Here is a 13186-nt window from a genome sequence, read left to right as displayed (position 1 = left end):
GCTGAACGCCTCGCCCAGTTGCTGGACTGAGACGTAGTTGACACTTGTTCACCCCGGAGTGTGAGGGTCCTGTCACCGTACGGGGGCCTCGGTCACGGTTCGTGCCGTTCCTCGTACTCGTCGTGACAGCGGACGGGCTCACTGCCCACGGGCGCCCGAGAGTCGACGCGCGCCCTCTGGGTTCCTCCCCCACTCCTCCTGCCGTCCCGGCGGTGGCGGAGCGGTTCGGGACGGTCGTCGTTCAGGTGGTACGACGCCGTGGTGGCCGCGCGTCCGCCGACCCACGCGCCCGCGGCCCGGGGCTACCCGGCGAGCGAGATGTCGGGGGCGCTCAGCCCCACCCGCTCGCGGTGTCCGGCGAGTTCGTCGAGCAGGGCGACCAGGCGCTCGGCGTGCTCCGGCGTCAGCCGCCCGGTGTCGTCGAGGTGCACGGCACAGGCGGTGGTCATGTCGACGAGCTGTTCGAGGGTGTCGGCCACCTCGTCCGCGCCCTCGGCGTGCCGGGCGAGCGCGGGGAGTTCGGCGGCGGCGAGGGAGATGGCGGTGCGGGCGTCGGCGAGCGTCCGGTAGGCCTCGCGACGAAGGGTCCAGCGGCGGGCGCGGGTGTCGGAGTGGGGCAGGGAACGGGGGGCGGGGCGGCCCGGGTTGCGGACCTTGCCCAGGAGACGAGCACGGGAGTCGCCCGGGGAACCGGCGTCGGACCGGGGCGTGCCACGAGAGTCGGGGCGGGTGTCGGAACGGGGAACGGCACGGGGGCCAGGCACGGGGCGGGAGTCGGACCGGGGAACGGCACGAGGGCCGGGCACGGGGCGGGCGTCGGAACGGGCGTTGCCCGCTGCTTCCTCGCCAAAATCCCCGGTCGCTCCCGCGCTGCCCACCACCCGCGCGTCGGCCTCCCGCAGGACATGCGCCAGGTACGCGTGCGCGGCGTTCGCCGCCGCGGTGAGCCGGGCACGTACCCCGCCTGCCCGCTGTCCCGGCATCGGCAGGTGCCCCACGATGAGCACGATCGCGCAGGCCAGCAGCGTCTCGCCGATCCGGCCGGCGGACGCCTGGGGTTCGCCGCCCACCATGACCAGCGCGAGGACGAGCACGGTGACGACGGCGGTCTGCGCGGCGAAGTGCCGGGTGGCGACGGGAATCAGCGCGCCACTGACGGCGACCAGCGCGATGAGCCCTTCCGGCCGGGGCAGCACCGCCGCGAACCCGGCGAAGACGAGGGCGCCCAGCACGGTCCCGACCGCACGGCTCAGTACGCGGGAGGCGAGCGGCCCGAGGTCGGGCTTGACGAGGAAGACGGCGGTGGCGGGCAGCCAGTACCAGTGGGTGTGCTCCCCGTACCAGCGGGTGTGGTGCAGGGCCTGCGCCACACCCGCGCTGGCCCCGAAGCAGAGGGCGACCCGCAGCCCGTACTCCCGTCCACCGGCCCCGAAGGCGGTGCGCAGCACGTCCCCGACCCCGCGCCGACGCCTGTGCAGGTCGCCGCCCCTGCCCCGGTCGAAGGCCTCGGCGGCCTGTAGGAGGGCGTCGTCCAGGGCGCGCAGCCCGGGCGCGGAACGGGTAGGGGCGGGCAGCGGACCGGTGTGTGTGCTCTCGCGTACGGCGGCGGCCAGACGCCGGGGCCCTTCCGAGGCCCGCCCGGCAACCGTCTCCCCGGCCCAGGCCAGTGCGGTCGCGGCCTCGGCGAGCGGCAGCGCGGCGGCGTACTGCGCGTGCAGCCGCCGCTCGGCCGAGGAGCTGGCGTAGCGCCGCAGCCGGGGCCCGGCGAGGGCGTCCTGCGCGTGGTCGAGCGCGGCGGTCAGGGCGGCCCGCCGCGGGCCGGCGTCGGGCGTGCCCGCGGCGTCGAGCAGCTCGGCCACGGCGTCGTACACGGCGGCTACGGCCTCCCGCTCCCCGTCGAACCTGAAGTCGCCCGCGAGCGCGCCGGGCGTGGGAAGGGCGAGCCGCAGCCCCAGCAGCCATCCGGCGCCCACGAGGAAGGCGAGCGCCCGCTGCCATCCCGCCTCGGGCAGGGGCATTCCGGCCCCGATGGCGGAGGCGACGAGCAACTGCGTACCGGCACCGGAGGCGACGGGCCCGATGGCACTGACACTCCCGGCGACGAGGCCGACCAGGGTGAGCAGCAAGGTCAGGACGACGGCCCCGACCTGCTCTCCGGCATACGTCCCAAGGAGCAGTCCACCGGCTCCCGCGAGCGCGGGCAGGCCCAGCCGCCGCACCGAGGTCCGTCGGCTGCCGGGCCGGTCGTTGATCCCGGCCAGCATGGCGGCGATGGCGGCGACCACTCCGAGGGATGTCTGCCCGGTGAGCACGGCCGCGAGCAGCAGCGGACCGGATGCCAGCGCGCCCCGCAGGACCGCGTTCCAGGGCACGGGTCCCCGCTGGGCGCGAAGGGCGTGCGCGAGCCAGGGCGGAAGGGTCCGAGCGGCGGGGCGTGACACGGGGCTCCTGTCGTCTGTGCGAGGCGGGGTGTGCCTCGGGCGACGGTGGCCGGGCTGTGGACTGTGGCGTCCACGGTAAAACGCGTTGTTGGAGAAGATGGGACAGTCGTATTTCGGGGATGTGACGGTTTGCCGGAGAGGCGTGTTCTTTATGAACGCAATGCCGGCCCGGGCGCACGACTCCGCGGTACGCGCCCTCTCAGGTCCCCTCGCGTCCCTACGCGTCCCTACGCGTCCCTTCGCGCCCTCTCACGTCCCCTCGCGCCGTCCGCTGTCGGATCGCTATCCCTCGACGAGCTGCCGCACCTGGTCCAAGGCAGTGGCCAACGCATGGGTGTCACCGTCGCCCAGTCCCGCGATGACGCCGTCCACGCTTCGCAGCCCGGCTCGCTCCAGCAACCGCTTCTCGTTCGTCACCCACTCCCCGCGCGCCGCGAGCACCCCGTGCCCGGCCTGCACGGCGGCCGTGGCGATCGCGCCGGCGACCTCCGTGAGGCGGGCCGCCGGGGCGTGGTGGGACCTGGCGTACCCGAGGGTGGCCAGGGCGGTTCCCCGCCAGCGCTCGGCGGCGGCCACCCGGAGCTTGTCGGGGTAGGACGCCGGCTGTGGCAGTTCGCCCCGCAGCACGCGGTTGATCGCCAGCTCGGCGACCACCAGGTAGCTCGGGATGCCCGCCAGGTGGAACAGCAGCGGCTCCACCCGGAAGTGCCCTTCCTCCGCTTGCGCCAACTCGTGCTCCACCACGTCGAGATCGCGGTAGTGGACGTCCACGCGCCGCCCGTCGATCGTGAGCCACGCTCCCCCGTTGAACACGCCGCCGCCCCAGCCGCCGACCTCGGAGACCTCGCCGTCCCACCCGACCGCGCGCAGGTCGGCCGGGTCGAAGGGGCCCCGGTAGTAGACGGCCAGGTCCCAGTCGCTGTCGGGCCCTTCGGTGCCCTGCGCGCGGGAACCGCCGAGCGCCACGGCCCGGACGGCGGGCAGGCCGGCGAGGCGGTCGGCGGTGCTGTCGAGGAAGTCACGGTCGGAGAAGGAGGACATGGGGCGCAGCGTACGTACCTGCGCCCCGCGCCTCCACACGTTTACGCCCCGGCTGTGGCCCCGTTGCCGCCGTTCCGGTGGAGAACGTCGGCCAGGAGCACCGCGTACGCCTCAGCCGGCGTCCTCCCGCCGCCCGCGGCCCGGGGGTTGGCCTCCCAGAAGCGCAGACACGGCACGTCTTCCTCGTCCCAGCCGTCCGGCAGATCGTCCGGCGGACTCGGGAACGCGAGCCAGCGGCCCGGTTCGTAGGCGCCGCCGTACCGGGACTGGATGAGGGTGACGGGGTGAAGCGGCGGCAGCGGCGTGCGGCCCGGGCACAGCGCGGCGACGAAGGACTCGTCCACCGCGATGTAGGCCTCGGGCCAGTCGGACTCCGTACGGGTGAGGAGGTGGTCCGGCGGGGCTTCGGCGAGATGGGCGACGATCCGCCGAGCGGCTTCGGGCACGTCCGCGGGTGTGGTCACGAGCACGGGTCAGGCCTCCCAGAGGTCGCGGTGCCGGTGGCGGGTCGGCGGGTGGTCGAGTTCTTCGGCCGCGGCGAGGAGGGCGCCTTCCGGGGCCGCGCGCAGGTGGTTGCGGGCGGTGGTGCGAAAGGCCTGCAGGGCGGCACGGGCCCTTGACTCGTACGGGCTGCTGAACTGCTCGTTCAGCGCACGGGGGTAGGTGTACGCGGCGAATCGCCGCACGACCTGGGTCGGCAGGGGACGGCGTCCCGCGCGCACGGCGTCGGCCGACTCCGCTCGGGAGTACCGGAGCTCGACGAGGGCGTGCCCCGTGCGGGGTCCGGGCAGCTCACGCGACCAGGCCGGATTGTCGCGGTGTCGGCTCGGGACGTGGTGGACGGTACGTGACATGGCAGACCTCCGAAGGCCCACCGGAACTTCCGGTGCGGCCCGCTAGAAGTCCGCTGCCGTGAAACGGCCCAGGTGCTTTGTGCGCATGGAGGCAGGGTGTCGGCAGGGGGCGGGGGCTGTCGAGCGGTTTATCCGCCGTGGGATGGCCGGGGTGATTGTCAGTGGCGTCCGCTTCAATGGGGGTGGTCGTCACAGAGCGTCATGGACAGTCACGGACGAGGGGCCGACGGGCGCCACGGGGGAGGTAGCGATGGTGAGTTGGGGCACGCAGGAGGAGGACGGCAGGCGGTATGTCTCGCTGGCCGGGCTGCGACTGCGCGGGTGGACCGGCGGGTCGGTGCGCCGGCTGCTGGGGAGGCCGGACCGGCTCAGCGTCGATCCGCGGGTGAGGGGTGCTCCCCAGGTCCGGCTGTACCGGCTGGAGCGGGTCGAGGCCGCCGAGCGGACCGGGGGGCTGCGGCCGGGGGTGGTGAGCCGGTGGGGTCCGTGGGAGGGAAATTCGGATGCGGGTTCGGTGCCACGCCCGGATGATCGGCAGGTTGTCCGTCACCGTCCCAGGAGCGTCATGATCCAGCGCGTCACCTCGCCCGCCCTGTTCCCCCCGCCCACCTACTCCCACGCCTCCGTCGTCGAGGCCGGCACGAAGCTCGCCTTTCTCGCCGGTTCGGTGCCCCTTGATGCCGAGGGGGAGCTGGTCGGTGCGGGAGACCCCGTGCGTCAGGCCGAGCAGGTCATCGCCAACCTTCGGGAACAACTGCGCGCCGTCGGCAGCGACTTGGAACACGTGCTGGCGACCGACGTGTACGTCGTGAGCAGCGAGACCGCCGTGCTCTCGGCCGTCTGGGAGGTCGTCGAGGCGTCCGGGCTGAGCGTCGGTCCGCACGCGTCGACCCTGCTCGGCGTGGCGTGCCTCGGATACACCGGGCAGCTCGTGGAGATCACGGCGACGGCTGTCGTCCCGGAGGGCCGGAAGCAGGAGGTCGTACGTCCGTGAGTCACTCCGAATCCGTCGTCACCCTTCGTCGTGCCACCGTCCCGGACGCGGCCGCTGCGGCCGATGTGTGGCTGCGGTCCTTCGCGACGGCCCTGCCGACCGTCGTCCGGCCCCGGTCGGACGACGAAGTGCGCGCCTACTTCCGGGAGGTCGTGGTGCCGCTGCGGGAGACCTGGGTGGCCGAGGCGTCCGGCGGCACCGGCACGGTGGGGGTGATGGTTCTCGACGGCGAGCTGCTGTCCCAGCTCTACCTGGACCCGGCCTGGCGGGGGCGCGGCATCGGCGACCGATTCGTCGGCCTGGCCAAGGAGCGCAGCCCGGCGGGACTGAGTCTGTGGACCTTCCAGGTCAACAGGCCCGCCCACCGGTTCTACGAGCGACACGGCTTCGTCCCCGTCGAGTACACGGACGGCAGCGGGAACGAGGAGCGCGAACCGGATGTGCGGTACGAGTGGCGGCCGTGACCGGGCACTCACCGGCGCCACCCGCCTGCCGCGCTTCAGCCACTGCGACCAGTTCAGCCAGTTCTGCCAGTTCAGCCAGTTCTGCCACTTCAGCCACTGCGACCGCTGCGACCGTTCAGCCGCGTTCGCCGCCGCGATCCCCCGGCCGCCCCCACACCCGCCTCTTCGGCACCGGTTTCGCGAAGCTCCCCGCGCGGCTCGTCGTCAGGCCGAGGGTCACCAGTGACTCCGCCAGTTTCACCGCGGCCCCGACCCCGTCGACGACCGGCAGTCCGAGCTTCTCCCCCACCACACGCTGCAGCCCCGTCATCCCGGCGCAGCCGAGCACCAGCACCTCCGCGCCCGCCCGGCACGCCCGCTCGGCCGCGGTGAGGAACGCCGCCTCTGTCCGGGCCGCGTCGCCCATGTCGAGGACGCTCAGCCCGGTACCGACGACAGCCGCGCAGTTGCGGCCCACGCCGGCCAGTTCCAGGCTGTCCTCGATCTGGCCGCACGACCGTTCCAGCGTGGTGACCACTCCGTACCGGCGTCCCAGCAGGCAGGCTAGGTGAGCCGCCGCCTCTGTGATGTCGACGACCGGCACGTCCACCAGCTCCCGCACGCCCTCACGCCCGTGCTCCCCGAAACCGGCCATGACCACGGCGTCGTACGGCGGACCGTCGTACGTCCGCAGCAGATCGATGACCGCGGCGGCCGAGAGGTGACTGTCGAGCCAGCCCTCCGCCGACTCGGGGCCCCAGATCGGGGTCAGTCCGGTCACGGCGGTGCCCGGGTCAGCGGCGGCCCGGGCACCTCGTACGATCTCCTCGGTCATCTCCTGCGTGGTGTTGCAGTTGGTGACGACGATTCGCACGTTTCTCAGACCTCCATGGGCTTGCCGGACCCGACGGCGCCACCGGCATCGGCATCGCCGGCGCGTTCCGCTCGGCACAGCACCACGTACAGTCCGGCGGCCAGCGCCGTGCCGATGAACCAGGAGTACGGCGCCACCTCGCTGAACGCCTTCACCAGCGCGAGCACCGCCGCGACCGCGGCCGAAGGCAGGAACGCCCACAGGGCCTTGGGGTTGACGCCCTTGTGGTAGCGGTAGCGGGATCCGGGCTGGGCGTTGAAGAGTTCGTCCACGTCGATGCGGCCGCGCTTGACCCAGTAGTAGTCGACCATGATCACACCGAACAGCGGGCCGAGGAAGGCGCCGAGGCCGCCGAGGAAGTAGTTGACGACCGTGGGGTTGGAGAACAGGTTCCACGGCGTCACCAGCAGCGCCACCACCGTGCTGATCATGCCGCCGACCTTGAAGGTGATCTTCTGTGGCCAGACGTTGGCGAGGTCGTACGCCGGGGAGACGAAGTTGGCGACGATGTTGACGCCCATGGTGGCGATGGCGAACGTCAGCGCGCCCAGCACCAGTACCCAGGTGTTGCCGATCTCGGCGACGAGGTAGGCGGGCTCGGTGATCTGCTTGCCGAACACCTCGTACGCGCCTGCCGTGACGACGACCGAGAGGATCACGAACGCCGTCGAGTTGACCGGCAGGCCCCAGAAGTTGCCGCGCCTGACCGTCTTGTAGTCCGGTGCGAAGCGCGAGAAGTCGCAGAAGTTGAGCATCAGGGTGCCGTAGGTGGCGAGGATCAGACCGACCGCGCCGAACCACTGCCGCCACTGCTCGCCGACCGAGACCGGGTTCGGAGTGGTGGTGAGCGAGATGGACCACCCCGCCTTTGCGAAGATCCACACGGCCAGCGCGATCATCACGACCCAGATGGCCGGGCCGCAGAAGTCCTGGAACTTCCGTACGGATTCCATGCCCTGGCTGATGATCGCCGCCTGGACCAGCCACAGCGCCACGAACGACACCCAGCCGAGCGCGTCGAGCCCGAGGAACGAGTTGTGTGTCCAGGACTCCAGACCGGGCCAGGCCGCCAGCAGCATCACGTTGACGGCGACGGAGGCCAGGTAGGTCTGGATGCCGTACCACATGATGGCGATGACGGCCCTGATCAGAGCCGGGATGTTGGCACCCCAGACGCCGAAGGCGATGCGGCTGACGACCGGGAAGGGGACACCGGTGCGCTGTCCGATGCGGCCCATCATGTTCATACCGACGTAGATGATCACGAAGCCGACGAGCAGGGAGGTGAAGATCTGCCAGACGTTCATGCCGAGGAAGAGCAGACCGGCCGCGAAGGTGTAGTTGCCGAGGTTGTGGACGTCGGACATCCACATGGCGAAGAGGTCGAAGACCTTCCAGTTGCGCTTGCCGGCGGGTGCGAGGTCTTCGTTGGTGAGCCGGGGATCGGGGACGAACGCTGCTGTGCCGGTGGCTTCGGCACGGTCGGCGAGGGACACGGGGCCTCCAGGAGGAGCCGGGGGACGGAGGAGGACTGCTAACCGGTGGCGTGTTTCTTTCCGGTGGCTGATTTCCGGTCGCTTGGCTGCGCGTTTGGTATACCAAACTGCGGACATGGTCCTCCCGTCAACCGTTCCGACCGATGTCGTTGCTGTTAACGCTCCGTAAATCACGCCCGGAGTCGGCGAAGATGGGCCCATGAGCTCGACGACGAAGATCGAACCCCTCGGTGCGGTGCGCGAGCGCGTCCTGGCCACTCTGCGCCAGGAGATCATCGCGGGCGGCCTCCGCCCCGGCGACCGGCTCGTCGAGCGCGAACTGGCCGAGCGTTTCGGGGTCTCCCGGGTACCGGTCCGAGAGGCGATCCGCGCTCTGGTGGCCGAGGGGTTCGTCCACTTCGAGACCCCGCGCCGCACCGTCGTGCGCCGCCTCACCGCTCGCGATGTCAAGGAGCTCTTCGAACTGCGCGAGGCGCTGGAGGTCTACGCGGCCGGTCTCGCCGCGGCCCGCGCCACCGCGGAGGAACTCGCCGAGGTCGAGGCGCTCCTCGACCTCGCGGCCGCCGCGACCGAGGCGGGCGACGCCGAGGCCATCACGGACGTCAACAGCCGCCTGCACGACCGCATCGTGGCGATGGCGGGCAACAGCCTGCTGACAGAGGCCCTCGAACCGGTCGCGGGCCGACTGCGCTGGATGACCCGCCGCAACGAGGAGTGGCCCCAACTCCTGGTGGAACACCGAGAGTTGTACGAGGCGATCGCCTCCGGCGACCCGGAACGGGCGCGTGCGCACGCACTCGCCCACGTGCGGACCAACTACCGCTCGACGCTACGCCAGCTGTTCGAGGAGACCGAGGCCCCCTAGCGGGCCGCCCGCCTACCCCACCTCATCCCGAAGCGGGCAGCCCCGCCGTCCGCGCCGCCGCGCCCAGCACGTCCCGCAGCATCGTGGGCGTGAGCCGGCCGGTGAAGGTGTTGCGCTGGCTGACGTGGAAGCAGCCGAACAGGTCGAGGCCGTCGAGCGACACACGCCTGCCGTGGGCGAAGGCGGGGCGCGGACGCGGCACGCTCCAGCCCGCCTCCGCGAACGCGGGCAAGGCGGCCTGCCAGCCGAAGGCGCCGAGTACGACGACGGCCCGCAGCGTCGGCCGCAGCAGGTGCAGCTCCTGGACGAGCCAGGGCCGGCAGGTGTCCCGTTCCCCGGGGGTGGGCTTGTTGGCGGGCGGGGCACAGTGCACGGGCGAGGTGACGCGCACACCGTGCAGTTCCAGGCCGTCGTCCGCCGAGACCGACGTGGGCTGCGAGGCGAGCCCCACGTCGTACAGCGCCTCGTACAGCACGTCACCGGAGCGGTCCCCGGTGAACATCCGGCCGGTGCGGTTCCCGCCGTGCGCGGCGGGAGCCAAGCCCACGATCAGCAGAGCGGCGTCCGGCGGCCCGAAACCGGGCACCGGCCTGCCCCAGTAGGTCCAGTCGGAGAAGGCGGCGCGCTTGGTGCGGGCCACCTCCTCCCGCCAGTCGACCAGCCGCGGACAGGCCCGACAGCCCGCGATCCGCTCATCCAGACCGGCGATACCGGCGAGGCCGCTGCTGTCCATCCCTCCACCGTACGGAAGCACCGCGCGCCGCACCTGCCCCGGGTCCCGCGCCCCCTGCCACACGCACCCACCGCCCGGAGACCCGGAGACCCGTCTGCGCGGCCCCGCGCAGGCTCGGCGGCTCGGCGGCTCGGCGGCGCAGATGCTCAGACGCGGCACCCCGGCACCCCGGCACCCCGGCACCCCGGCACCCCGGCACCCCGGCACCCCGGCACCCGCCAGAAAAACCCACCCAGCCCGCGGGGCACAGGGCACTAAGGTCAAAGGCATGGCTGCTGAGCACACGGACGACGACAAGAGGAGCGGCACGGCGGCCGGGACGCGCAGCCCCGGCAGGCCCGGCCGCGGTACGGGCGCGGGTGAAACCGCCCTCGAAGGGACAGCCGCCCGGAAACCCGGCCCGGACGACGACGGCACCGGCCGCGAAGGCACCGCTCCTGAGGTCAACGGCCCTGAGGTCAGCGGACCTGAGGTCATCGACCCGAAGATCGCCGCCGCGGTGGCCGCCGCCGAGGCCGCCGGTGTGCAGAGCGGCGAGAGCGTGCGCATCGACAGCTGGATCTGGTCGGTCCGGCTGGTCAAGACCCGCTCCATGGGAGCCACCGCCTGCCGGGGCGGGCACGTGCGCGTGAACGGTGAGCGCGTGAAGCCCGCGTACTCCCTGCGCGTCGGCGACGAAGTCCGCGTCCGGCAGGAGGGCTGGGAGCGGGTCGTCGTGGTGAAGCGACTGATCCGCAAGCGGGTCGGCGCCCCGGTGGCCGCCCAGTGCTATGTGGACAACAGCCCTCCACCCCCGCCCCGCGAGGCCGTCGCCCCCGCCGGTGTCCGCGACCGCGGCACGGGCCGCCCGACCAAGCGCGACCGCCGCGAGCTGGAACGTCTGCGCGGGCTGCAGGAGGCCGCGACGGCCGCCCGAAAGGACACCGACCGGGGTCGCTGAACCACCGGCGCACCCAGCGCTGACGGCCGCCGCGGTTGACGACGCGCACACCATGGTGACGACGGTGGCGCCCGGGCGAAGAACCACCCCGGACACCACCGCCGTCACCGATGTCACCCCCGCCACCTACGGCCGTCCCGAACACACGGTCCCGGCGAGGCCCACGATCCTCACGCCTGACGCCGGACCAGCCGGACAAGCCGGAGCAGCCGCGCGTTGTGGTCGCGCCGGGCCCAGGCGATGAGGGTGAGCGGCACGATGAGGATCAGCGGTGTCGCCGCGTTCTCCCCGCCGAAGACGGTGACCGATACGACGAACGCGCCCACCATCAGCGCGCTCAGCGACACCGCCGCCAGCGACTGCAGCACGGGGATCAACAGCGCGATGCCCCCCGCCAGTTCGAGGACCCCGATGGCGTACATGCCCGCGCTGCCCCAGCCCATCTTGTCGAAGCCCTCGGCGGCCGAGGGGTGCGCGATCAGCTTGGGCAGCGCGCTCGCGATCACGAAGAAGAGGGCGAGGAAGACCTGGAGTCCGCGCAGGGCGATCCGGGCACGGCGGCCACGCGGGGTCGGGGACTCGGCGACGACCGTGCGGGACGAGGCGGCCTTGGCCGCGGTGGCGGCGGGGGCGGTGACGGGGACGGTGGTCTCGGACATCGAGGTCTCCTGTGGGAAGCGGTCCGTGGTGCTTTCACAGGGACAGACCGAACCCTGCCCCGAAACTCATCGCCGCCGGGGGCACTTGTCCCGCTGTCCTCAGGTCGCGGGAACGGCCCGCACCCAGACGCCGTCGTCCGTCAGATACTCGTCCACCTCCAGACCCGCCTCCGACAGAGCCTCCTCGAACTGTTCCTTCGTCAGGGGCCGGGCCCGGAACGTCTGGGTCCACGCCGCGTCCGGGAACTCGTACTCCACGTACACCGAGTTGACGCCGTCTGAGACCGGCTCCGAGGACACGATCCGCACGGTGTAGCCGCTGGGGTCGACCCGCTCGCGCGGCAGATCGGTGTGGTAGTCGGCGCCCTCGCGCTGGAGGATGACACAGCCGTCCTTCGCGACATGCCGGGCACAGGTGCGCAGCAATGCCCGTCGCCCCTCGACGTCACCGGTGTGCACGAGGAACGACGCGAGCATCACCACGTCGAACGTCTCGCCCAGGTCGAGGTCCTCGATCGTGCCGCGTATGGTGCGCGCCCCGCGGACACGCTCCAGCATCTCCGCGGACTCGTCGACCGCCGTGATCGTGAAGCCCCGCTCCAGCAGCGGGTGGGTCATGCGCCCCACACCGCTGCCCAGTTCCAGGATGCGCGCACCCGCCGGCACGGCGGCACTGATGATGTCCGGTGCGTCCCCCGCCGACAGCCGCGAATAGAGCTCGACCGCGCAGCCGTCCGGAGTGATCGCTCCCGGTCCCGTCCCCTGATGTCCCGCTCGCATCTTCAGCTCCATGCCCGTCCAACGGGCCGTGCCCGCACGCCGGTTCCCGCCCTCCGCGCGTTCACCCGTCCGAGTTACGACGGGACCCAGCCGTGCCTGCGCGCGGCGGCACCCGGTCGTGCCCGATCACAGCGGGAACCAGCCGTGCCCCATGTACCAGTGCTTGCCGGCCCGCAGGTGATCGCCCACGGCCCGTTCCACCGGCGTTCGCCGTGGCAGGGTCTCCACCGGCAGGTCGGGATCACCGAAGACGAACCGGACCGGCTCGGTGTCCGCCGGCTCGGTGTCCTCGCGGGCGGCCTGGAAGCGACCCTGGAACCGGACGATGTTGGAGTCGGCCGGCAGGTAGTCCCTGAGCTGCGGATCGAGCAGCCAGGAGTGGCAGAGCGCGGCCCGGTACTTCTCCTCGGGGAAGCACCGGGCGAAGAACTCCGCGGCCAGCGCCAGCGAGCGGTCGCAGGCGCCCGGTGACAGCGGGCCGAGGAAGTCGGGGATGTGGAGGTTCAGACAGGGCGTGCCGGGGGCCACGTCCAGCCCTGCCGCCGCGAGCGCCTGTCCCGTCCGCTGTCCGTGCGCCGCGCGCTCGAACTGCAGGCGGCCCAGTTGGTAGAGCTCGCCCCGGAAGTGGTGGGTGAGCCACCGCGGAGCCTCCACCCCGGTCCTGCCGTACCTCCTGCGGTGCACCGCCATGTTGCGTCCCAGGTCGGCGAGGGTGCGCCGGGAGACGTCGGCCGGGACACCGCGCTCACGGTGGTAGGCGCGGGTGTGGGGCAGCGCCGCCACGAACACGTAGACGGGGAAACACCGCTGCAGCGCCCCCGTCGCCCAGTCGAGCTCGGGCGGCTCGACCGGGCGGCCGGCCTCCCCCATGTCCCTGACCAGCTCCTGGACCGCGCCCTCCAGCAGCCGCACCAGCTCCGGGTCGTCCGTGACCCGTCGGCCCATCCGGACGAGTTCGCTGATGTCCTCGTGCGGTACGGCGAGATCCAGCAGCACCTCGGCCAGCTCGTCGGCATCCGGAAGCACGCCCGCCCCCTCCGTTCGGTCCTCTTCGGTGAAACGTCCG

General features: G+C 72.3%; 14 protein-coding genes. 4 read left to right on the top strand and 10 right to left on the bottom strand.

Annotated features, from left to right (window positions below; all coding sequences use genetic code 11):
- Window positions 1-302: 302 nt before the first annotated feature.
- The 4 genes from AQJ84_RS28555 to AQJ84_RS28540 form a co-directional block, all read right to left on the bottom strand.
- Window positions 303-2441, bottom strand: coding sequence for an FUSC family protein (locus tag AQJ84_RS28555; RefSeq protein ID WP_053192484.1), 2139 nt, complete (start codon window positions 2439-2441; stop codon window positions 303-305).
- Between the two features lie 282 nt (window positions 2442-2723).
- A complete protein-coding gene (locus AQJ84_RS28550; RefSeq protein ID WP_030039511.1) occupies window positions 2724-3482 on the bottom strand; it encodes a nucleotidyltransferase domain-containing protein in 759 nt (252 codons plus the stop codon).
- 41 nt (window positions 3483-3523) lie between these two features.
- The gene (locus AQJ84_RS28545; protein ID WP_030039510.1) at window positions 3524-3952 is read right to left on the bottom strand and encodes a hypothetical protein; all 429 of its coding nucleotides are present in this window, start codon (window positions 3950-3952) and stop codon (window positions 3524-3526) included.
- Between the two features lie 3 nt (window positions 3953-3955).
- Complete coding sequence (locus tag AQJ84_RS28540; RefSeq protein WP_030039509.1) at window positions 3956-4336, bottom strand: hypothetical protein; 381 nt, start codon at window positions 4334-4336, stop codon at window positions 3956-3958.
- A 565-nt stretch (window positions 4337-4901) separates the two neighbouring features.
- Here AQJ84_RS28540 and AQJ84_RS28535 point away from each other — a divergent pair.
- Together AQJ84_RS28535 and AQJ84_RS28530 are read left to right on the top strand one after the other, a co-directional pair.
- On the top strand, window positions 4902-5330 hold the full coding sequence (locus tag AQJ84_RS28535; protein ID WP_030039508.1) for a RidA family protein: 429 nt from the start codon (window positions 4902-4904) through the stop codon (window positions 5328-5330).
- The gene (locus AQJ84_RS28530; protein ID WP_053192483.1) at window positions 5327-5794 is read left to right on the top strand and encodes a GNAT family N-acetyltransferase; all 468 of its coding nucleotides are present in this window, start codon (window positions 5327-5329) and stop codon (window positions 5792-5794) included. The genes AQJ84_RS28535 and AQJ84_RS28530 overlap by 4 nt, the downstream gene beginning before the upstream one ends.
- 115 nt (window positions 5795-5909) lie before the next feature.
- Here AQJ84_RS28530 and AQJ84_RS28525 read toward each other — a convergent pair whose 3' ends face one another.
- Window positions 5910-6647 carry an aspartate/glutamate racemase family protein gene (locus AQJ84_RS28525; protein WP_037802566.1) on the bottom strand — a complete coding sequence of 246 codons (738 nt, stop codon included), beginning with the start codon at window positions 6645-6647 and terminating at the stop codon, window positions 5910-5912.
- A gap of 5 nt (window positions 6648-6652) precedes the next feature.
- Entirely contained in the window at window positions 6653-8143 is a 1491-nt protein-coding gene (locus AQJ84_RS28520; RefSeq protein WP_037802565.1) for an NCS1 family nucleobase:cation symporter-1, read from the bottom strand.
- Between the two features lie 199 nt (window positions 8144-8342).
- Here AQJ84_RS28520 and AQJ84_RS28515 point away from each other — a divergent pair, with 199 nt between their 5' ends.
- Entirely contained in the window at window positions 8343-9008 is a 666-nt protein-coding gene (locus AQJ84_RS28515; RefSeq protein WP_030039504.1) for a GntR family transcriptional regulator, read from the top strand.
- A gap of 22 nt (window positions 9009-9030) precedes the next feature.
- Here AQJ84_RS28515 and AQJ84_RS28510 read toward each other — a convergent pair whose 3' ends face one another.
- On the bottom strand, window positions 9031-9741 hold the full coding sequence (locus AQJ84_RS28510) for a uracil-DNA glycosylase (protein WP_030039503.1): 711 nt from the start codon (window positions 9739-9741) through the stop codon (window positions 9031-9033).
- A 268-nt stretch (window positions 9742-10009) separates the two neighbouring features.
- On the opposite strand from AQJ84_RS28510, the gene AQJ84_RS28505 reads away from it, so the two are divergent.
- The gene (locus tag AQJ84_RS28505) at window positions 10010-10681 is read left to right on the top strand and encodes an RNA-binding S4 domain-containing protein (RefSeq protein WP_030039502.1); all 672 of its coding nucleotides are present in this window, start codon (window positions 10010-10012) and stop codon (window positions 10679-10681) included.
- Between the two features lie 170 nt (window positions 10682-10851).
- On the opposite strand, the gene AQJ84_RS28500 is transcribed toward AQJ84_RS28505, so the two are convergent.
- The 3 genes from AQJ84_RS28500 to AQJ84_RS28490 all read right to left on the bottom strand — a co-directional run bounded on the left by AQJ84_RS28500 (window position 10852) and on the right by AQJ84_RS28490 (window position 13146).
- Window positions 10852-11340 carry a DoxX family protein gene (locus tag AQJ84_RS28500; protein ID WP_030039501.1) on the bottom strand — a complete coding sequence of 163 codons (489 nt, stop codon included), beginning with the start codon at window positions 11338-11340 and terminating at the stop codon, window positions 10852-10854.
- A gap of 99 nt (window positions 11341-11439) precedes the next feature.
- On the bottom strand, window positions 11440-12120 hold the full coding sequence (locus AQJ84_RS28495) for a class I SAM-dependent methyltransferase (RefSeq protein WP_030039500.1): 681 nt from the start codon (window positions 12118-12120) through the stop codon (window positions 11440-11442).
- Between the two features lie 126 nt (window positions 12121-12246).
- On the bottom strand, window positions 12247-13146 hold the full coding sequence (locus AQJ84_RS28490) for an acyltransferase domain-containing protein (RefSeq protein WP_030039499.1): 900 nt from the start codon (window positions 13144-13146) through the stop codon (window positions 12247-12249).
- Between the last annotated feature and the right edge of the window lie 40 nt (window positions 13147-13186).

Origin of the sequence: Streptomyces resistomycificus (assembly GCF_001514265.1) — a bacterium.
In the GTDB taxonomy this organism is placed as follows: domain Bacteria; phylum Actinomycetota; class Actinomycetes; order Streptomycetales; family Streptomycetaceae; genus Streptomyces; species Streptomyces resistomycificus.
The sequence above is the reverse complement of the archived record's forward strand: the minus strand, read 5'-3'. Positions and strand labels throughout refer to the sequence as shown.